We start from the raw sequence: 19,681 nt of genomic DNA on the forward strand, positions 1-19,681 counted from the left end.
TGGGACGTTTTCGCCGATAAAGATCTCAACTCAACACAAACGTTATGAAAAAGAGAACCTGGTACGTAGGCGCTATGCTGGCGGCAATCACCACCTTGTCGTCGTGTGCGACTGTGGAACGCTGGCTATACAAAGACGATAACAACGTGAACCGGGTGTCGTCGACCCAGTCAGACCGAGGCCGTTCCAACTCGGATCGGGACAATGACGACGATCGCCGCGACCGTACTGCGCGCCGTGACGACCGTGACCGCGATGACCGTAACTCGTACCGCGACGATCGCGATAACGATAACCGGAACGAACGCCGGAGCATCTTCTCGCGCCGCGATGATCGCAACGATGATGATAACATGGCATCGCGCCGCAGCCGCACCGGCAGTGGCTCATACAACAACCGGTATCGCGACGATTCGAACAACAATCGGTACGGCAGCAGTTCGTACAACAACCGTTATTCGTCGGATCAATACGATGACGATGACCGCGACAGCCGGTCGAGCCGCCGTTACGACGATGGCTATGACAACCGGGGAAATGGCTACGACGATTCGTACAGTTCGTACCGCGACGACCGTTCATCGAACCGCCCCTACCGGGATTCCTACAGCTACAATGACCGCAACTCGTCAGATTCGGACCGGAGCCGTCGGTCGATGGATCGCTACGATGACCGCAACCGTTCATCGAACCGCAACGATCGGTCTGACGACTATAACGACATGAACCGTCGTCGTAATTCATCGGATGGGCAAACGGGCAACAACGATTCTTACAACAACCGCTCGTATAGCGATAGCTACCGCAACAATCAGTACAGTGGTAACGACAGTTATAACCAGACCGATCGTAATCAATCGGGTATGGGTATGAATCAGCGCGATTCGTACAACAATCGTAACGAGGGTATGAATTCAGACCAGAATTCGGGCAACACCGGCAATTACGGTCAGGGTCAGTATGATAACCGCTCAAACAACCAGCCAGACTCGAACCGTAACCAGTCGAACGGTCAGAATGGTAACGGTTCAATGAGCAACAACTCCGACCGTCGCGACTCATACAGTTCAAACGACCGCAATACGAATGACCGGAACTCGGACATGAGTCAGCAACGTGGTGATATGAACTCGGGTGGCCGGATGAGTAATGATCGTACGAACACTACCAACGATCGGTTTACCAGCGAACGTCAAGATTTGATGAGTCAGATTGACGAGCAAATCACCAAAATCGATCGGCAGTTGGAAGGTATGAATCAGGCGCCGGACAACGAAAACCGTTCGGCCCGCCGCGACCGTGAAAATGCCCAAAAAGACCTTCAGGAGAAACGTCGCCAGTTGACCGATCAGGCTTACAAAGTGCAACGGTCATCGGAGAGCGATTTCCGGCAGGCCCGCCGCGAAACCAACCGCATGATCGACGACATCGATGACTCGCTCGAGAAGTTGATGAAGAAAGCGGATAAGAAGTAAGCTGAGTTAAATAAAAGAACGAGGCGGTGCCAGCTTAAGCTGGCACCGCTTTTTGTTTCTATTTTTGGGCTAACATCACCAATGGCCCAATACCTAATGGCACTCATCAAATCTGTTCGCGGCAAGGCTCCTCAGTTCGACGAATCATGCTGGTTTGCTGAGAATGCGACGATCATCGGCGACGTCACGATGGGGCGTGATTGTACCGTATGGTTCAATGCAGTGGTACGTGGTGACGTTAACCGAATCGTAATGGGGGAACGTTGCAACGTACAGGACGGAGCTGTAATTCACTGCACTTATCAGAAACATGCGACCACCATCGGCAACTTTGTTTCGATTGCCCACAATGCCATCGTTCACGGCTGTACTATTGAGGACAATGTGTTGATCGGGATGGGAGCCATTGTGATGGACGGCGCCATCGTCGGCGCAGGCTCGATCATCGCTGCGGGGGCCATCGTCACACAACACACCGTGGTACCTTCGGGCAGCATCTACGCAGGTAACCCCGCCCGTTTTTTGAAACCCGTTTCGCCCGAACAAGCCGAAGTTTTCCAACGCACCGCTAATAACTACGTCATGTATGCGGGTTGGTTCCGAGAGTAAATCAGGCTTTCCCTATCACCTTCTTCAAGAACCCATATGTATGTACCACAGCCAGCCAACTCTTGCGCCGAAGGGCATCAAACGTTGTATTTAGCTGCACCGTAGCGCCAAATTCAGCCCTCTTCGGATAGTTGGTGTTGATGTAATCAATAGCTAAGCGCTCTGCGTTCCAGTACCGATCTGACTTTGAATAGGCCAAACTACCCGACCCGCTATCATCGAACGGCGCATGACGGGCATAGTCTTCCAGCACAAAATGCTGAAACCGAAAACCCCGGTGAATCATCTCATAAAACCAGATCGTACCGAGATCGGCTCCTTTCCAACCGCCCCCATAGCAACCAATATCGCCAACTGGTAATGTTTGCTGACGATATGTAGGTACGTTTATTAGCGTAGCGTATTCATTGAGCCGACATTCAGGTAGCGGCCAAACACGTCCCGCCTCTATAATATCGATATCGAGCGCTTTACGAGGCGTTTCATGGCTTTTATGTAGTTCTATTGCCTCTTGTTTGTCAGGTCTATAGCTCATCATTGTCTCCGACGAACAACGCCCTCCCCATGCAGCCGATGCCGGGCAACTCCAGCATTGCCCGATCGGGCCTGTACCAGCTAATTCCGGATGCTTATCAAAGGTGGCCAACATGGGACCAATCATATCAGCATGAAAGAGCATGTCGTTATGCATGACAAACAGATACGGCTTGTCTGTCATTTCTAACGCGTACTGATACATTATACTGTGCCTGTAACGGATATCGTTGCGCGTTTTTTCTACATCGGCGGCATTTGGTGCCAGCAGATAATAGGGGCGATACACGACAAAATTGATCGGATCACTGCGGAAATAGTCGATCACCTTGTGTGGGCCACTCCAGTCGTTATGCGGCTGAAACTGCTCGTGTGTTAAATAGATTTTATCAATATACTGCCCACTATGCTGCATCAGGCTCTTAATAGCGATAATGGTTTGCATAGGTTTGCCATAAAAAGCAATGGCTACATCGACGCGTTTCGTCATTGTAAAGTCGAAATAAAATAGGCACTGGTATACAAGGCGCTTCTGTGCAAAACTAACACATATACACTGTCGCAACATGAACCTGTTTTATCAGAAGTTATCACTATTCGACCAACCCTGTGCTCGAATAGGGGTCTGTTGCCCGGCTTTTGTTGACAGGATAACGCGATCTGCGAGTGCCCGGTCAGCCGCATCGGTCATGTAGCCGATGGCGGTAATACGGCTGTGGTTCTTAAGCTTCTCGAATGCCTGTGGGGGGATGGTAAAGAGTAGTTCATAATCTTCTCCGCCGTTCAATGCCGCTGTAATAGGGCTAATCTTGAATTCGTCAGCGGCCAGGTACGTCTGATCATCGATGGGAATGTTCTCGTCGAAAATGACGGCCCCGGTTCCTGATTGTGTACACAGATGAAGCAGTTCCGAAGCTAGTCCATCGGAGATATCGATCATAGCCGTCGGGACAATATCGAGGTCGCGGAGTTCGTGAATGATATCGGTACGGCCATCTGGGCGCAGTTGCCGTTGAATCAGGTAAGCCCGCTCTTCCGAAATCGCTGGTTGCATGTCAGGGTTAGCCAGATATTCCTGTTTTTCCCGCTCCAATAGTTGCAAACCCAGATAGGCCGCACCCAGATCGCCCGTCACGCAGATGACATCGTTCGGCTGGGCCGTCCGCCGGTACGTAATGCGGTCTTTATCGACGCGACCGACTACGGTGATGGACAACACCAGCCCTGAACGTGACGAGGTAGTGTCGCCACCAACCAGATCGACGTTGTAGGCAGCACAGGCAGCCCGTATGCCGGCATACAGTTCATCGACGGCTTCAACGGTAAACCGGCTGCTCAGGGCCACGCTCACGGTTAGTTGAGTAGGCACTCCGTTCATTGCCGCGATGTCGGACACGTTGATCGCTACCGCTTTAAAACCCAAATGACGCAGGGGTACATAGGTCAAATCGAAGTGGATACCCTCGACCAGCATATCGGTTGATAGCAGCCCAAGTGTCTGCTCATCAATGGCAAAGACAGCGGCGTCGTCGCCGATGCCCTGAAGGGTAGTAGGTTGCGTTGGCGACGGGGTTTCCTGCCGGATGCGGTCGATCAGGCCGATTTCGCCGAGGGTATTCAGTGGAGTCATAAAAAAAGCCGTTCCAGTTTGTGGGAACGGCCTGTATACCGAATTAGTTGCTACGTACCCGAAAATGGGCTTCGCCATCTGGGCCGATATAAGCCTCCTAAGGCGTTTTCAGCGTATATACGTTGGTTGAATTGCCCGTTTTAGGATCAGGCGTCGTACGTGTCAGCGTTACGCCAGTGTCGGTCAGGTTGCCGATTGAAAACGAAATGGTACCGTTCGTTCCGGTGGGTTGCGGCGTAAGGCCTGTCAACGTCAGGGTCGACCCCGAAATGCTATACGTGCCGGTGAACGTCTGCCCGTCGACGCTACGGTAAGTTACTGCTGGCGGGCTAGCCAGATTCAACTGAAACTGCGAGTACCCTGGCTTAGTGCCCGATCCGTTGGCATACACCGACGTACCATTTTCTGTTACGCTCTGGGCCGTCCACGATTTTTTCATACGCTCCTCTGTGGTAGGCTCCGGTGTTGAGCCTTTGCAGCCAGCCAGAAATAGAAAGAGGGCGTTAATAGCAACAAAAAAGAAGTATTGGGTCTTGTTCATAAGCCAGTTTTGCGTCACACTGCAACGTTAAAGGTACATGTTAATCTGTATAACAGTCAATCAAGATTCACACTATTTTTGGGCCAGTTGATTGTACGGATGGTTCATACTCAAATAACAGGCCAGCTTCCCTCCTTTTCCCGCGCCCAACTGGCGCTTCGCAATGGGCAGGACCGCGACGAGATCTGGTGCGCTTATAAAGGCATTATCTACGACGTATCGGCCTCGCGCCTTTGGCGTAAGGGTATGCACTACGAACACTGGGCCGGACAGGACCTTACGCTGGAACTGATCGATGCGCCCCACACCGAAGCCGTTTTCGAGCGGTTTAGCCCCGTTGGACTACTAGTCTAGATCTATTTCAACGGCTTTGTTTATCTTCTTCATCGTTAAAACGTAAGCCGTCTTATGGCTATCCTTTTACTTGCCGACAGCGGGTCAACCAAAACGGAGTGGTGTTTATGCCAGCCCGGCTGCCCCCCCATCAGCTATCATACCGACGGCCTCAATCCGTACTTTCTTACTCAGGAGCAGCTTCAGCAGACAATCCAGACACAACTGCTACCTAAACTGCCTGCGTTACCGGCATCTCAACCACTCAGCGTGTTTTTCTACGGAGCGGGCTGTTCAGGACCAGAACCTAACCAGCGAATTGAAGCCGCTATCCTGGGTACGTTGCCCGCCACTCATTCCGTGTCCATAGCCAGCGATATGCTTGGTGCTGCCCGGTCGGTTGCCGGACATTCACCGGGCATCGTCGGCATCCTGGGTACGGGTTCTAATGTCTGTTACTTCAATGGCGACCAAATCGTTTCACCAGCTTACTCATTGGGCTTCTGGTTGGGCGATGAAGGCAGCGGTGGCAATCTTGGTAAACGACTGATAACGGCTTACTTACATGGTTTATTACCGGATGATATCCGGTCTGATTTTACCGAGCGTTATTCGCTCGATCGCTTACAGGTACTCGATCATGCTTATAATAAGCCGAATCCCAATCGCTACTTTGCGTCGTTTGCCCCGTTTCTGAGCCAGCATCAGCAACACCCATTCGTTCAGCAATTGGTCGTGGGGGCGTTTACGGATTTTGTTCAGCTATACGTTCGTCGTATGCCCAATTACGACAATACACCCATACACGTCGTGGGTTCGGTCGCTTACTATTTCCAGTCCCTATTGAAAGCGGTGCTTAGTGAGCAAGGGCTGATCCCCGGCCGGATTGTACAAGCCCCAATGCCTGGCCTGATCGACTATCATCAAGCTAACCATGGCCTTTAGTCGTCTCGCATTGCCGCCACCGATTTGTTAATCAGCGGCAGCAATGCGAGACGGACTGCCTTATTTTTCAGAAACTTCCATGCGGATACTGCCAGGTTCGCTAGCCGTCACAATATCGAACCGGATAATTGTTGTCCCCAGCAACGTACCTGTACCGTTAACGCCTGAGTAGGCCGATACTTTCAGCTGATACGTACCCAGTTCAGGTTTGAATCCCTGTTGCGTCGGGAATAACTGGTAAGGGCCGGCATTAGCATAGGTTGTCCGCTTAGCTTTTCCGGTCAGTTCCATTAGGACGCTTCCCGACAGCGTTTTGGGCGTACAACTCAGGTTCACCAGCGTCGGGATCTTCTGAATGTCGATCAGATCGCCCTCATTAATAGTTTGCACCAGTTTGTTCTGCGCATCGAGCATCGATACAGTGGCTGTAAACCGGGGCGCACTACGCACTGTAATCGTGAAGGTATCGGTAACCGACGCCCCAGCATTATCTATGGCCCTGGCAATCGCTGCACTCGATCCGATCAATGTGGGAATACCCGTTATCGCCCGTTTTACCGGATCGTATGTCAAGCCCACCGGCAGGCCTGTTATTGTCACCGACGCAATCTGCCCGTCTGGATCAGTGAAGGTAGAAGCCGGAATCGCAATCGAGGCGGCCTGATTAACGGTTAGCACCTGATTGGCGATATGGTTGGCCACAATCGGTGGCTGGTTGGTGCGCGGACATGAAGTCTGGTACGTAATTGAGACTTCGCTAGCCCCCTGTCTGGCACGGATCGTCAGGGTTGTGTTATAACGGAGTGCCGCCGCCAGCGTGTACGCATTCTGGGTTGTCCAGTTCAGGATATTGTCAATACTATACTGGATAGTCGTTCCATCGCCGTCGGCCGTTTTGAAATCCAGACGACCAGTGTTACAAGCTAAAACAGGCGACAGCAAACGTAGGGGCTTGGCGCCACTGGCAACTGCCACAACAAACGTGGTCGAAACGGTGCCCTCGCGGTCGTCGGTGGCGGTCACGGTTATCGTCCAGCTACCAGTGCCGGTGGGTGCACCGCTGATGGTTTTCTGGCTTTCATCATACGTCAGGCCACTAGGTAAGCCCGTAAGACTCACTTTGGTAATCTTGCCATCTGCATCGGCAAACGTGTTGGCTGGAATCGTAAACGAGACATTTTTGTATTGTGTCCAGTTCTGATTAGCAATGGTACTGGCAACCGTCGGCAGCTTGTTAGGCGGCGGGCAGTTCGGCGTGTATACGCCAAAGACAACGACGCCGCTCTGCCGAGCCCGGTAATGAAGCTGGTCGTTCTGCCGAACCGCTTCAGAGAGCGTTTGTACCGATTGCGAGGTCCAGTCGAAGACGCGGTCCATGGTATACTCGATGGTTGTTCCGTCGCCGTCGGCTGTCATAAACTCAAACCGCCCCGTGTTACAGTTTAGAATGGGTGCCAACAGACGTAGCGGCTTAATCTCGCCATTCGTTTTGATAGTAAACTGATCTGATACCGTAGCGCCTTTGTCATCGGTAGCCGTTACGGTAACTACCCAACTGTTCAAGGAGGTAATCAACCCGCTCACAAAACCTGAGGCCGCATCGTAGCTCATTCCTGAAGGCAACCCAGACACCGCGATAGATACGATCTGTCCGTCGGGGTCGGAGAATGTGTTACCCGGAATCAGAAACGACAGAAATTGGTTCTGAGCGACGGCCTTATCCGGTAGCTGATTGGCCACAATCGGCGGCCGGTTGGTTGTGGCGCAGGTTGTCGTATAATTCAGTGAATATACCGTGCCGCTCTGTCGGGCTTTCACGGCTAATGTAGCGCCGTTGCGGTACTGATCAGCCAGCGTAATCGACGCAGTAGTTGACCAGTCGGTGATCCCTTCCAGTTTATATTCTATGGTGGTTCCATCGCCATCTGTCGCACGGAAATCAAGCTTGCCCGTTGTACAGGCCACTATCGGGTCCAGCAGTCGCAACGGCGCTGTAGTCTGCACCTGTTTAACCGCCAGCGTAAACACGTTGCTGACCGTAGCGCCTTTATCATCGGTAGCCGTCACGGTTACATCTTTCGACTCTACCGACGTACCTGTACCAGCTATTGTGCGGGTTGCGGCGTTGTACGCGATGCCAACAGGCAAATTCGATACGGCAATGGAGGCAATCTGGCCATCAGGGTCACTGAATGTATTATCAGGAATGCGATACGAGTATGCCTTTCCAATCAATGTTTCCTGACTCGGAATTGCACTAACGACCGTTGGTGGTTGGTTGAGGGGCACGGTTGTGGTTGTACCAACAATATCCTCATCAAGGATAATCCGAACCGGCTTATTATCAGGACCTCGCATAGCGGCCCATTCGCCTGACAAACCAATTTCGTGAATATTGCTTTGGATTACGCGTGACAGTTTGTAGCTGACAGTTCCTACAGGAGCAATATTGGTCACTACCGGTTGATCCAGCACACCTAAAGCCTTCATTCGATCTAGAATGCTCTTCAGGTAAACTTCGTTAGTACCAACAAGAAAATTGGCCAGCGTAAATCCTTTCGCTCCGTATTTAAAACAGGTCTGCATCATATTTACCTGATCTATAGATCGGTCGATGCGGTCGCCTATATACGTAGAACCATCTAATTCATTGAAGAACATCTGATTAGGCTTCAGGTTACTACGGAGCAAATCCATCGAGAATTGATGGTTATAATCTAGCCCATCATTGACTTTAACGCCATCTGCAAACTCAGCCAAGCTTTTGAAACCGTACGTTCCCCGGATATCAGAGATGAGGTCATAAACTGAGCCATGCTGATTAACTACCTGAATGGTTGGATCAACACTCTTTATCGTCTGGTTACAACGATCAACAAAAGCTTTGAATTGGCTGTGTCTGAAAGTGTACCAATCGAGTCCCTGTGTAAATGAAAAGCCATTGCGCCCCTCTGCATTAGGGTAACTTGGCCGAATATCAGAAGCTACTTTATAGTTTCCACCCCATTTCTGATTGATCTCCGCAAAGTTATTATTGTATTTTTTTAATACCCATTGCTGAAAATCAGCGACGGTCCCTTCATTATAATCATACAGGGTATTATACGATGGGCTTCCATCACCTTTCCAGTTAACTTGAAAGTACTCAAGTTCCAGATAAGGGCTGGTTACGACTGAAACAAACAGGAGGCGGCCCTCTTGGTTTAAGTACTGATAACGTTGAACAACACTGCGAATGAAATCCTGCGCTTTGTTGATAGCCAACGTGTAGCCGAAGCGAACATGCGTATCGCCACCAGAGTCTAACAAATTACCTCTGGAATCGCGTATTGTCTGGTCAGGCGACCAGAAACTACTATTGTTCTTTCGCAGCGTAATAATCCGGAATGCAATTTTCACATTCCGTTGTCTCGCTAACTCAACAACCTTATCAAATCGGCTCCAATTGGGCGCGCTAGTGGCTGTGGGGTAGAGATCAAACCATTTTATACCTATCTCAACAGCGTTGCAGCCATTATCTAGCGCAAACGTGACATCACGCACGGCTCCATCTCCTGTTGGGTCGTTAGGTAAGTGGGTAGCAAATATGGCATAGCGTTTCCCGTCATACGCAGGTTGGGCACTTAAGACGCGTGGTAGCAAGAACCCCAGCAGGCATGTGGCCCACACTAGCAGCCTCCGATTCGTAAATTGTTTTCTCATCTGTATTAGTTGGATAATATACGCACAAGTGATTCACCCTGCCGCCGGGAGGCTGTGGTCGGCACGGAGAGAGGCAACCGCGAAAAGCTGAGTTTGACGACCCGCCACCAGGCCGTTTGGCAATACCACGACGCAGCTCCAGAAAGGCCCGACGTTAGGACACTATCGTGAGCGGCTTGTAAACCGGTCATTACCAGGTAAGCAAAAAGAACACTTGAGGCTGTTAGACGAGAAAGTTCAAAAACCGTGCGAAAAATATATATCCAAACTGATGGCATATAGCAATCTTTTACAGATGAAATAACGGCGGATCATTTTATCGGATATGGGCTGGGGGATAATTAGTCAAATTGGCCATGAATGGCCGCAGCAAACTGATTTATAACGACCTTTACAGCCAAGCACTGCATCAACAAAGCAGCTTAGCTTCATTGCAGCATTTATGGCTAGTCGCTATTATTTGAAAGTAAAAGATGTCATTCAGGAAACGTCTGACGCCATCACCGTCAACTTCTGGCATCCTATCAGTGAAGAGGTTCGCTATCAGCCCGGCCAATTTTTGACGTTTTTATTGACGATCGGTAACGAAAAAATACGCCGATCGTACTCGATGTCGTCGTCGCCACACGTTGATGCGGCTTTGTCAGTGACTGTGAAGCGGTTACCGGGCGGGCTCGCGTCGAATTATCTATGCGATCGATTGAAAGCCGGCGACGTCGTCGAGACGCTCGAACCGATGGGTACGTTCACGCCGAAACTTAACTCCGGCGCCCGGCGGCTTCACATCCTGATTGGTGCCGGCAGTGGGATAACGCCCTTGTTTTCAATGGTTAAGTCGATCTTGCACGTTGAACCCAACAGCGAGGTCTGGCTTATTTACGGCAACCGGAACGAATCGTCGATTATTTATAAGGCCCATCTCGACGCCATGGCGAGCGTTCACGCTAGTCGGCTTACGGTAACACACGTGCTGAGCCAACCGGCTGCCAACTGGAGTGGTTTTACGGGACGAATCAATAAATCGAATTTGTTGAAGCTGCTCGAATCGCACCGGCCCGAAGCGTTGCGGCAGGCTGAATATTATTTGTGTGGGCCCGATGGCCTAATGGCAGAGACTGTTTCGGCATTGAATTTGTTAGCCGTCCCCGCCGACCGAATTCACAAAGAAAGTTTTCAAACAGCGTCTACAGCCCAGGCAGTGGGCGTTGTTATGGAGGGCGATACCGACGATGCCGACAGCTCAACGCAGGATGTAACGGTGCTTTACGAAGGCAACGAATACAAATTCACCGTGGAGCCGCACCAGACTATTCTGGAAGCTGCGCTTGATCTCGACATCGACCTGCCTTACTCCTGCCAAGCGGGCATGTGCACGGCCTGTCTGGGCAAATGCGTATCGGGTGAGGTGAAGCTCGATGAAGAAGATGGCCTCTCTGAGTCGGAACTGAAAGCGGGGTACGTGCTTACGTGTGTGGCGCACCCAGCTTCCAGAAACGTCGTGATCGAGATTGAATAATCTCGGTTAGCCCTCGCCCAGTTGCGCCCGAATTTTAGCGGCCGTTTCGGCCAGTTCGTCCTGAGTGGGCGACAGCTTGTGGTTAAAATTCATGTCGGCCATGCTGTTGAGCGGAATCAGGTGTACGTGGGCGTGGGGCACTTCCAGCCCGATTACAGCTACGCCAATGCGGCGGCAAGGGACGGCTTTCTCGATGGCTGGCGCAATTTTTTTGGCAAAAGCCATCAGCCCCATATACAAGTCGTCGTCGAGGCTGAAGAGGTAGTCCACTTCTTTTTTAGGGATGACGAGCGTGTGCCCCATTGCGGTGGGCATTACGTCGAGAAACGCCAGGTAGTCGTCGGTTTCGGCAATCTTGTGGGCAGGGATTTCGCCGGCCACAATGCGTGAAAAAATAGAGGGCATAATGCTGTACGATACGTTTATGGGCTAAAGTTGGGGCTTTACAAGTTTGAGTCAAGTGAAATAGTATTGAGGGGCCAACAATCCCGCTTACTTTTTCTGCCGTACACCCTATACACCTGCCACAGTCCTTCACCGACTCAACCTGCGATCTTCCTTTCATGCGGCTTCTCTATCTCGCGTTTTTTCTCGGCTTTACGCTCTCGGCAACTGCCCAGCGTCGATGGCATGCCGACACAGAGGTAGGCGGACTGGTGGCCACTTCCGAGCAAACGCCGCTCTGGCTGCGGGCCAATCAGTGGGGTACTGTGCCGGTAACGGGTTCCTTTGGTACGCTACGTGTTGCTATCCGCCGCGAGTACGCTGCTGATTCAGCCGACCATAAGCACCGATTCGACTGGGGGGCAGGCTTATATGGCGTGCTCAACCAGGGGATTGGCCCGACACCACTGCCCACGACAACGTACCTGCCCGATGCGTATGTCAAGCTGCGATGGGGCGCGGTTGAGTTGTGGGGCGGCAACCGGCGCGAGGTGGTCGGCCTGGGCGACACACTCCTGTCGTCGGGATTTGTGATTTGGTCGGGCAATGCCTTGCCTTTTCCGAAAGTACAGCTTCATACGCCCCACTTTGTGCCGCTGCCTTTTACCAAGGGCTTTCTGGCCTTCCGGGCGGGCTATGCGCACGGCTGGTTTGCCAATACCTACGTAAAAGGCTCTTACCTGCATCAGAAATACGCCTACCTCCGCCTTGGCAAACCCAATGCGAAGCTACAGGTAACCGGTGGGCTGAACCATCAGGTGCAATGGGCAGGCTATGCCGACTACCTGCTAAATTCTCCCATCGCGGTCAATGGTCAATTACCAAGTACGCTACGTGATTACTGGTACGTAATCAGCGGCTCTTATCCCGAAGCCTTCAGTAACGACCGGCTGACGGAGTTCGATGGCGAAAACCGCGTTGGCAATCATATTGGTAGTATCGATTTCTCGATCGACTGGCGACGGCAGCGGGGGCAGTGGCAGCTTTATCACCAGCATATCTATGAAGATGCCTCCGGACTGGCTTTCCAAAACGTACCTGACGGACTAACGGGGCTGCGTTACCAGCGATTGGCAAACCCCAAAGCGCGGTTCCAGGTACGTCGGGTCACGGTGGAGTGGCTTTGCACGACCGATCAGACCGACGATACCTTTGATTTTAAAGCCCGTTTCCAGGGGGCTGATAACTACTTTAACCACGCTCAATATCGGCAAGGCTGGTCGTATCGGCAGCGGACGATTGGTACGCCCCTGATGACACCGGTAACGGAGCTTGGCCCAACGGCCGGCTCCTATGAGAACTCGGGCTTTTTCCCCAACAATCGGCTGATCGCCTGGTATGGTGCCGTGCAGGGCGGCTTTACCAAGGGCCCGTCGTTTATTTTGAAAGGGTCTTTTTCGCGGGGATTCGGGACGTTTGCCAAATCTTACCCAACACCTACCGAGCAGGTCTCGGCCTCGTTGCTGCTCCAATGGCCTGTGGGTCGTATTCCGGGCTTGAAGATCACAACCGCTGCGGCCCTGGATCGGGGTACGTTACTACCGATAAATTCGGGCGGTTACATTAGCTTATCGAAGCACTGGTGAGCAGGTTAGGCCATTCCGTCATTTTTTAATCGTTTTTAAATCTAAATGGTGGATTCTCGCGTAAGCATGGGGGCAGTCAACGACTGACTGTCTGTAGAACTCATTGATTTACACATGCTCAACTACCTGTCTACCCGTAAAGCGGCTGGTTTTATAGCGCTGGGTGCGCTGCTCACACTGAGCGCCTGCGATCACCGCACGCCTCCCGATCCGTCGATCCTGCCCGACGTAACGATTTACGCGCTGAACGACGCGAACCAACTCATTCAGACGAATGTCCGTAACCCGAATGCTCCGACAGCCACGGTTGGCCTGACGGGCCTGCAACCGGGCGAACAACTGGTTGGCATTGATTTCCGGCCAGCAACGGGACAGCTCTACGGTATCTCGAACCAGAGCCGGCTGTATGTCATCAACCAGATGACGGGAGCAGCCAGGGCCATTGGCAACCCGCTGTCGCCTGCCCTGACCGGCACGCCTGTTGGCTTTGATTTCAACCCCACCGTCGACCGGATTCGGGTCACGACGGCACAGGGGCAAAACCTGCGTCTGAACCCCGAGACAGGAGCCGTACAGAACGTGGATGGCAACATCAATGGTATCCCCAACGCGACTATCACGGCTGTCGCCTACACCAACAACCGGTCGGGCGTAACCACAACGACGTTGTACGACATTGATCCTGTGACGGATCAACTCTACATCCAGAATCCACCGAACGATGGTCGTCTGGCGCCCGTTGGTCCGCTGGGTCTCGACGTTACGGCCGTGGGTGGTTTCGATATCGCCCCGGATGGCCGCGGCCTGGCCGCGACGGTGTTTAACGGACAGTCGGAGCTGTCGCAGGTTGACCTGAGCACGGGTAAACTGCAAAAGCTGGGCAATCTGCCGGGCAACATCATTGGCCTCGCCATTCCGACAGAAGCCGTTGCCTATGCCGTTGACGGCAATAACAACCTGCACATTTTCAATCCGCTGGCTCCTAGCCCGATCATCAAACCGCTGACGGGGTTGCAGGCGGGTGAAAGCATCTACGGGATCGACTTCCGGCCTGTCAACGGGCAATTGTATGCGCTGGGCAGCACTAGCCGCCTGTATACGATCAACGTATCGAGCGGCGCCGCTACGGCCGTTGCTACCCTGAGCACACCGCTGACCGGCACGTCGTTTGGGTTCGACTTTAACCCCACCGTCGATCGGATTCGCATTGTGAGTAATACGGGCCAGAATCTGCGCGTGAACCCGGCGGATGGCGTTGCATTGGTTGATGGCACCATCAATGGCGCGTCGACCAACATCTCAGCATCGGCGTATACCAACAACTTCGCGGGAGCTGGTTCGACTACGCTCTACAGCCTCGACAATACAACGGGCAACCTGTACACGCAGGCACCGCCCAACAACGGTACGCAGGTGCTGGTCGGCTCACTGGGTCTGGGTACGTTCGAAGCGGCCAACGGTTTCGATATCGGTGGGATGTCGGGGATGGCTTATGCGCTACTCCGCGTCAACAACGCTGTCAGCGTTTACCGCATCAACCTGACCAACGGCACGGCTACACTGGTGACGGCGCTCCCAAGCAGCCCTGAAATTCGTGGTATGGCGGTTGGTCTGGGCTTCTAGGCCGAGACAGACAACCAATTGTAGTATAAAAAAGAGGATTGGGCTGACGCAGGTACGTGTCAGCCCAATCCTCTTTTTTCATTATCAGGTCAATATAGGATTCGATTCATCAAGCGCGTAGTGCTTACTTGAGCGCAGCCAAGGCTTTGGCGACGTCAGTCTCGATAGCAACGTCCAGCCGGTTGTCTTTCACGAACTTGGTAAAGGCATCGGCCTGATCCTGCAACGCACCGGCCAATGATTTTTTAGTCAGTTTCACTTTTTCGGCGGTGCCATCGGGCCGGACAAGCAGGTACACCGATTCGTCGCGAAACTCATTGTAGTCGCGGGCTTCGCCGTAAGGGCTCGACGACGTGGCTTTGTAAAAGCCTTTTACGGGCAGTTGCACCAGTGAATAGGGGCCCCGATAAATAACCCGTACTAGATCGCCGCGCGTAACCGACACGTCGTTTTTCAACGGGGGCAGGTGTTCATACAATTGCGGCGCGGCTGTATTCATAGGCTGGATGGTCAACGATTTCACGTTGTAGCCTTCGACCTGCGTTGAGTCTTTGCCCTGCCGCCAGACGAACAGCCGCTTGTCAGGTACGTTGTACTTAAAGCGGGCATTGGTGATTTGCGCTCCGTTGACCAGCGTCGCTTCGCCGGGTACCCAGTCGGGGTACAGCAAGGGGGTGCCGCGCAGGCTGATGACCCGGCCATCGAAGGTGCGCACGGCCGACATGTTGCCGCTAGTGCCTAGCGAATTAAGCGATTGTTGTACAGTAGGCGCTTCCAGTGGTGGCGTAGCCGATTGGCTCCGAGCGACCAGCCAGTTGCCCAGTAAAGCAGCCAGTAAAAGCGTTGTTCGTTTCATAACCCTGTTTTCGGCACAAAATCGAGATTTTCCCGATATGTCAGCACAGCCGTGCCATCTTTTCACGTGGACGGCGTAGCGCAACAACGTACCCGGCACCAGCCAGAAGCGCGTTTGCTCCGGTGCGTAACGGGTTATCTTTGTTATCGAACCAGCAATGACCTTCAAGAAGGTCATAGGCGCTCGGCAATGGCTGGCGTTGGGCTGAACCGGCGATTCCAAACTTTTACCATTTCGTTTCCAACCCGTGGCGGATGAATAGGGTCTTTCAACTACCTACACGCCCTTATGCTCGACGAACAAAGGCTTATCGACGGCTGCAAAAACCAGGACCGGCTCGCCCAGCGACAGCTGTACGATCGGTTCGCGGGGAAGCTATTTGCCGTTAGTAAGCGCTACATAAAGGATGTCGATGAAGCGGCCGATGTGTTGCAGGATTCGTTCGTGAAGATCTTCCGCCACATCGACCAGTTTCGCCACGACTGTCCGCTGGAAGCCTGGTTGAAACGAATCGTGATCAACACGGCGCTGAAACACATTCGTAAAAACAAGCCGTTTGACAATGTAACCGACGTAGACGAGGTTGCCAACCTGCTGCCTCAGGCCGACGAAACGCTGCCAACACTCAATTACCAGTACCTGCTGGCGCTGGTGCAGGAGTTACCGGCCGGGTGCCGCGCGGTCTTTAACTTATATGCCATTGAAGGGTATACCCATATCGAAATTGCCGAGTTACTGGGCATTTCGGAAGGGACATCAAAATCTCAGTTTTTCCGGGCCCGAGGCCTGTTACAACAAAAATTAACGAACGACCTACCGATCCGAAATGAATCGTTCTGACGACTATATCATGGGGAGTGCTTCTGGCTCACCCAACGACCAATGGAAGCGCGTTTTCGACGACGCGTCGGAGGCCCCCCCGCCCCGTATCTGGGATGCGGTGGAGCGCCAGCTCGACCTCGACGACGAAGACGGGATTATTCCGCTGTGGCAGCACCGGCAGGGGCAGCAGTCGATGCTGTTTGGCCGCTGGGCGGCGGGTATTGCGGCCTCGTTGCTACTCACGCTGTTTGGCTGGTGGGCCTGGCATCGCGACGACGCTCTGCGCCCCAATGCCACCAACAGCAGCCAGATGGCTGTAGCCCCGAAGCCAGCCCCTTCGGCTAGTGCAGCGCCATCGTCTACCGGCGAATCAGCCAGTCAACCCAATCAGTTGGCGAGCCGCTCAGTTCAGCCGGAACAACCAACCACATTGGCGACCAACGTACCTGTTCGGGCCAGCCGACGGGCGCAACAACGTGCGACTAGCGGACGGGGCAGCCAGCCAGCGGTTTCCGAAGCGCCCCTCGTCGCCGCGGTAAGTACGCCTGTTTCAGAGCCGACACAGCCAGCCATCGAACCGTCGATGGTCGTCAGTGAGCAACTAGTCATTACGCAGCGTGTAGCGTCACAAGGTACGGTCGGGCAGGTAGCCATGTCGCTAACGATGAGCAGCCGATCGATGTCGACCATGTCATTTAGCCAACCCCAACTGACACCAGGCAATGGGCAGATAACCAGCACACAACTAGTCGCCAACCCGGCCCCCACGCTCCAGGCCGACGTACCTGGCATTGTGCCGCCGGGTGCCGATCTGTTAAAGTCAGAAAACACCTCATCAGACCGGCTCGCACTGAATGTGGCTCCGCTAAGCATTCAGCCGCTGTCGGTTCGGGCAGTGGGTAATGATCGGATTGTCTGGTATCGGCACGAAGGGACGGCTGAAGCCAGCGCCCAGCAGGCCGACGTGGCTTCGGCCCAATCGCGTACCGATCACCGCAAAGCGTGGGTCTCGGCGGGTGTGGCCGCTGCGTCGTTCAATCCAACGCTCGCCATGCGATCAAGCGCCGTGGCATCAATGGCAAACCTAAACAATAACGGCACGCTCAATAACCTCGCGGTCAATTCAGCGGCAATTAGCGCTCAGACAGGCAACGCCATGACGGTGCAGGTCAGCGCGGGTCTGCCTTTGGGCGAACATTGGGCCATCGAAACGGGGGTAGGTTACCTCAACAGTCAGGCTAGTGTACAGAGCCCTGGCCGGGCAGCCTACACCTCTGTTTCCGACAAAGGCAATGCGGGCAACGTGAGCAATCAGACATTATATACGGATCTGATCAGCAGCCGCTTATCCAATCAGTCAGTTGCTTATGCGCCATCGGCAAACGGGTTGTCCTATGATTTTACAGTAGCTCAAAACGCCCGCTATCAGCAGTCGGCAGGCGTAACGGTCAGTAATGCCTATCAGTTTGTGCAGGTGCCGGCGCAGGTGAGCTACGAATTCCGGCCCCGCCGCAAATTTGGGCTGGCGCTGCTGACGGGTCTTGTCTCGAACTGGTTCGTGCGCAACACCGTCAATCAGACTATCGACGTAAAATCGGGCGATGGCATCTACCGGCCTGTTACGATGGCAGGCACGGCGGGCGTTCGCGTTCGGTATCGTCCCGACCGGCATTGGTCGGCCTCGATGGCGGGTATGTACCAGCAACATCTGCAATCGCTGACGCTCAACGATGTTAACCTGCAAGCCTTACCGCAGCAGGTGGGGTTGAGCTTCAGTGTCGACCGGCATTTTTAACCGAAACCATCAACCGGTATGAGATCCCTTCTGATAACCGTTAGTGTTGGTATTGCTCTGGTGGTGGCAGGCTGTGGGCGTAATAACGGTGCGGTAACGCCGGACGAGACCCGACCCCTGCGGATAGCTGCGCCATTTGTGAGCCAAACCACTGATTTTGCCTTTGATGCCTTCCGGCGCATCAACGAGCAGGCAGCGGGCGACAACGTCTTTTACTCGCCGCTCAGCCTGCATATGGCGCTGGGTATGGTGCTGAACGGGGCCAACGGATCGACCAAAACCGAGCTGCAAAAGGTACTACGGCTGGATGGGCAAACGCTGACCGACGCTAACCAGACATATGCGACGCTACGCCAGGACCTGCCCGCCGTCGATACGCAGGTGAAACTTCAACTGGCCAACTCGGTCTGGTATCGGAACGGCTTTACGGTGGCGCCTACGTTTGAAACGGTACTGCGCGATACGTTCAACGCGCAATCGGCCGGGCTCGATTTTGATAGTCCGGCGGCGTTGGCCGCGATCAACGGCTGGGCCAACAGCAACACCAACGGGCTGATTTCGAAGGTGGTGGATCAGATTGCGCCCAACGAGGTGCTTTATCTACTCAATGCTATTTATTTCAAAGGCAACTGGAAAACGCAGTTTGACCCAGCCCGCACCATCGACGCCCCTTTCACACTAACAAACGGCACAACCAAGTCGGTGCGGATGATGCGCCTCGACGCGGAGCTTCGGCGGGCGTTCCGCGAAACCTATACGGCCTTTGAATTGCCCTACGGTGGCGGCCAAACGGCGATGACCGTGCTCCTTCCCAAAAACGGCACCACGGCCGATGGCTTGCTGGGTACGTTCACGCCGGCCGAGTGGACGCAGTTGCAGACAGCCATGAGCAGCGGCAAAATCGACATCGGGTTGCCGAAGTTTACGCTGAAAACAGAGAATAAACTGCAACCCGTGCTGAGCCAGATGGGAATGCCTACCGCTTTCACCGATCGGGCCGATTTTACGGGCATTAACCCCAATGGTGGATTGTTGCTGACGTCCGTCAAGCAAAATGCCTTCGTGGCTGTCGATGAGAAAGGTACTGAAGCCGCCGCCGTTACAACCATTGGCGTGGGTGTCACGTCGGCCCCGGTCCCCTATATCTGCGACCGACCGTTTGTGTTTGTCATTCACGAAAAAGGATCGGGAGCGATTCTGTTTATGGGAAAGATCAGCAACCCAACCACGCAACCATAGACCCATTAAATCCGTAGACTCATTAAACCCG

General features: G+C 53.5%; 16 protein-coding genes. 10 read left to right on the forward strand and 6 right to left on the reverse strand.

Annotation, left to right across the window (positions count from 1 at the left end; genetic code table 11):
- The first annotated feature begins 44 nt into the window (after positions 1 to 44).
- Together ACAW74_RS09070 and ACAW74_RS09075 are read left to right on the forward strand one after the other, a co-directional pair.
- Positions 45 to 1,475 (forward strand): hypothetical protein, encoded by a 1,431-nt coding sequence (locus tag ACAW74_RS09070; protein WP_370697870.1) that lies wholly within the window; start codon positions 45 to 47, stop codon positions 1,473 to 1,475.
- A gap of 96 nt (positions 1,476 to 1,571) precedes the next feature.
- Positions 1,572 to 2,084 carry a gamma carbonic anhydrase family protein gene (locus ACAW74_RS09075; RefSeq protein WP_370697871.1) on the forward strand — a complete coding sequence of 171 codons (513 nt, stop codon included), beginning with the start codon at positions 1,572 to 1,574 and terminating at the stop codon, positions 2,082 to 2,084.
- A gap of 1 nt (position 2,085) precedes the next feature.
- Here the strand turns inward: ACAW74_RS09075 and ACAW74_RS09080 are convergent, their stop codons facing one another.
- From ACAW74_RS09080 to ACAW74_RS09090, 3 genes are all read right to left on the reverse strand, one after another.
- Entirely contained in the window at positions 2,086 to 3,108 is a 1,023-nt protein-coding gene (locus tag ACAW74_RS09080) for a hypothetical protein (protein ID WP_370697872.1), read from the reverse strand.
- A gap of 90 nt (positions 3,109 to 3,198) precedes the next feature.
- Entirely contained in the window at positions 3,199 to 4,248 is a 1,050-nt protein-coding gene (thiL, locus tag ACAW74_RS09085) for a thiamine-phosphate kinase (protein ID WP_370697873.1), read from the reverse strand.
- A 97-nt stretch (positions 4,249 to 4,345) separates the two neighbouring features.
- Entirely contained in the window at positions 4,346 to 4,789 is a 444-nt protein-coding gene (locus ACAW74_RS09090) for a hypothetical protein (RefSeq protein ID WP_370697874.1), read from the reverse strand.
- 99 nt (positions 4,790 to 4,888) lie between these two features.
- Here ACAW74_RS09090 and ACAW74_RS09095 point away from each other — a divergent pair, with 99 nt between their 5' ends.
- Together ACAW74_RS09095 and ACAW74_RS09100 are read left to right on the forward strand one after the other, a co-directional pair.
- Positions 4,889 to 5,143, forward strand: a complete 255-nt coding sequence (locus tag ACAW74_RS09095; RefSeq protein ID WP_370697875.1) for a cytochrome b5 domain-containing protein — start codon at positions 4,889 to 4,891, stop codon at positions 5,141 to 5,143.
- A 54-nt stretch (positions 5,144 to 5,197) separates the two neighbouring features.
- Entirely contained in the window at positions 5,198 to 6,067 is an 870-nt protein-coding gene (locus ACAW74_RS09100) for an N-acetylglucosamine kinase (protein WP_370697876.1), read from the forward strand.
- 60 nt (positions 6,068 to 6,127) lie between these two features.
- Here ACAW74_RS09100 and ACAW74_RS09105 read toward each other — a convergent pair whose 3' ends face one another.
- Complete coding sequence (locus tag ACAW74_RS09105; RefSeq protein WP_370697877.1) at positions 6,128 to 9,769, reverse strand: putative Ig domain-containing protein; 3,642 nt, start codon at positions 9,767 to 9,769, stop codon at positions 6,128 to 6,130.
- 442 nt (positions 9,770 to 10,211) lie between these two features.
- On the opposite strand from ACAW74_RS09105, the gene ACAW74_RS09110 reads away from it, so the two are divergent.
- Positions 10,212 to 11,285: a 2Fe-2S iron-sulfur cluster-binding protein gene (locus ACAW74_RS09110; RefSeq protein WP_370697878.1), complete on the forward strand. Its 1,074-nt coding sequence runs from the start codon at positions 10,212 to 10,214 to the stop codon at positions 11,283 to 11,285.
- 6 nt (positions 11,286 to 11,291) lie between these two features.
- Here ACAW74_RS09110 and ACAW74_RS09115 read toward each other — a convergent pair whose 3' ends face one another.
- Positions 11,292 to 11,690, reverse strand: a complete 399-nt coding sequence (locus ACAW74_RS09115; RefSeq protein ID WP_370697879.1) for an HIT family protein — start codon at positions 11,688 to 11,690, stop codon at positions 11,292 to 11,294.
- Between the two features lie 158 nt (positions 11,691 to 11,848).
- On the opposite strand from ACAW74_RS09115, the gene ACAW74_RS09120 reads away from it, so the two are divergent.
- Positions 11,849 to 13,315: a capsule assembly Wzi family protein gene (locus ACAW74_RS09120; protein WP_370697880.1), complete on the forward strand. Its 1,467-nt coding sequence runs from the start codon at positions 11,849 to 11,851 to the stop codon at positions 13,313 to 13,315.
- A gap of 114 nt (positions 13,316 to 13,429) precedes the next feature.
- A complete protein-coding gene (locus ACAW74_RS09125; protein ID WP_370697881.1) occupies positions 13,430 to 14,938 on the forward strand; it encodes a DUF4394 domain-containing protein in 1,509 nt (502 codons plus the stop codon).
- A gap of 124 nt (positions 14,939 to 15,062) precedes the next feature.
- Here the strand turns inward: ACAW74_RS09125 and ACAW74_RS09130 are convergent, their stop codons facing one another.
- A complete protein-coding gene (locus tag ACAW74_RS09130; protein ID WP_370697882.1) occupies positions 15,063 to 15,794 on the reverse strand; it encodes a hypothetical protein in 732 nt (243 codons plus the stop codon).
- Between the two features lie 288 nt (positions 15,795 to 16,082).
- On the opposite strand from ACAW74_RS09130, the gene ACAW74_RS09135 reads away from it, so the two are divergent.
- Genes ACAW74_RS09135 through ACAW74_RS09145 form a run of 3 tightly spaced genes read left to right on the forward strand, consistent with a single transcriptional unit; the run spans position 16,083 to position 19,650 of the window.
- Complete coding sequence (locus ACAW74_RS09135) at positions 16,083 to 16,634, forward strand: RNA polymerase sigma factor (RefSeq protein ID WP_015329722.1); 552 nt, start codon at positions 16,083 to 16,085, stop codon at positions 16,632 to 16,634.
- Positions 16,621 to 18,411, forward strand: a complete 1,791-nt coding sequence (locus ACAW74_RS09140; protein ID WP_370697883.1) for a hypothetical protein — start codon at positions 16,621 to 16,623, stop codon at positions 18,409 to 18,411. The genes ACAW74_RS09135 and ACAW74_RS09140 overlap by 14 nt, the downstream gene beginning before the upstream one ends.
- Before the next feature lie 18 nt (positions 18,412 to 18,429).
- Positions 18,430 to 19,650, forward strand: a complete 1,221-nt coding sequence (locus tag ACAW74_RS09145) for a serpin family protein (protein WP_370697884.1) — start codon at positions 18,430 to 18,432, stop codon at positions 19,648 to 19,650.
- Positions 19,651 to 19,681: the final 31 nt, after the last annotated feature.

It is taken from the genome of Fibrella musci (genome assembly GCF_041321105.1).
GTDB classification, from domain to species: Bacteria; Bacteroidota; Bacteroidia; order Cytophagales; family Spirosomataceae; genus Fibrella; species Fibrella musci.

Coding starts and splice junctions, on each gene's coding strand:
- ACAW74_RS09090 (WP_370697874.1), bottom strand. CDS start 4,789: ATGAACAAGACCCAATACTTCTTTTTTGTTGCTATTAACGCCCTCTTT.
- ACAW74_RS09120 (WP_370697880.1), top strand. CDS start 11,849: ATGCGGCTTCTCTATCTCGCGTTTTTTCTCGGCTTTACGCTCTCGGCA.
- ACAW74_RS09080 (WP_370697872.1), bottom strand. CDS start 3,108: ATGACGAAACGCGTCGATGTAGCCATTGCTTTTTATGGCAAACCTATG.
- ACAW74_RS09075 (WP_370697871.1), top strand. CDS start 1,572: ATGGCACTCATCAAATCTGTTCGCGGCAAGGCTCCTCAGTTCGACGAA.
- ACAW74_RS09105 (WP_370697877.1), bottom strand. CDS start 9,769: ATGAGAAAACAATTTACGAATCGGAGGCTGCTAGTGTGGGCCACATGC.
- ACAW74_RS09145 (WP_370697884.1), top strand. CDS start 18,430: ATGAGATCCCTTCTGATAACCGTTAGTGTTGGTATTGCTCTGGTGGTG.
- thiL (WP_370697873.1), bottom strand. CDS start 4,248: ATGACTCCACTGAATACCCTCGGCGAAATCGGCCTGATCGACCGCATC.
- ACAW74_RS09100 (WP_370697876.1), top strand. CDS start 5,198: ATGGCTATCCTTTTACTTGCCGACAGCGGGTCAACCAAAACGGAGTGG.
- ACAW74_RS09095 (WP_370697875.1), top strand. CDS start 4,889: ATGGTTCATACTCAAATAACAGGCCAGCTTCCCTCCTTTTCCCGCGCC.
- ACAW74_RS09135 (WP_015329722.1), top strand. CDS start 16,083: ATGCTCGACGAACAAAGGCTTATCGACGGCTGCAAAAACCAGGACCGG.
- ACAW74_RS09070 (WP_370697870.1), top strand. CDS start 45: ATGAAAAAGAGAACCTGGTACGTAGGCGCTATGCTGGCGGCAATCACC.
- ACAW74_RS09110 (WP_370697878.1), top strand. CDS start 10,212: ATGGCTAGTCGCTATTATTTGAAAGTAAAAGATGTCATTCAGGAAACG.
- ACAW74_RS09140 (WP_370697883.1), top strand. CDS start 16,621: ATGAATCGTTCTGACGACTATATCATGGGGAGTGCTTCTGGCTCACCC.
- ACAW74_RS09115 (WP_370697879.1), bottom strand. CDS start 11,690: ATGCCCTCTATTTTTTCACGCATTGTGGCCGGCGAAATCCCTGCCCAC.
- ACAW74_RS09125 (WP_370697881.1), top strand. CDS start 13,430: ATGCTCAACTACCTGTCTACCCGTAAAGCGGCTGGTTTTATAGCGCTG.
- ACAW74_RS09130 (WP_370697882.1), bottom strand. CDS start 15,794: ATGAAACGAACAACGCTTTTACTGGCTGCTTTACTGGGCAACTGGCTG.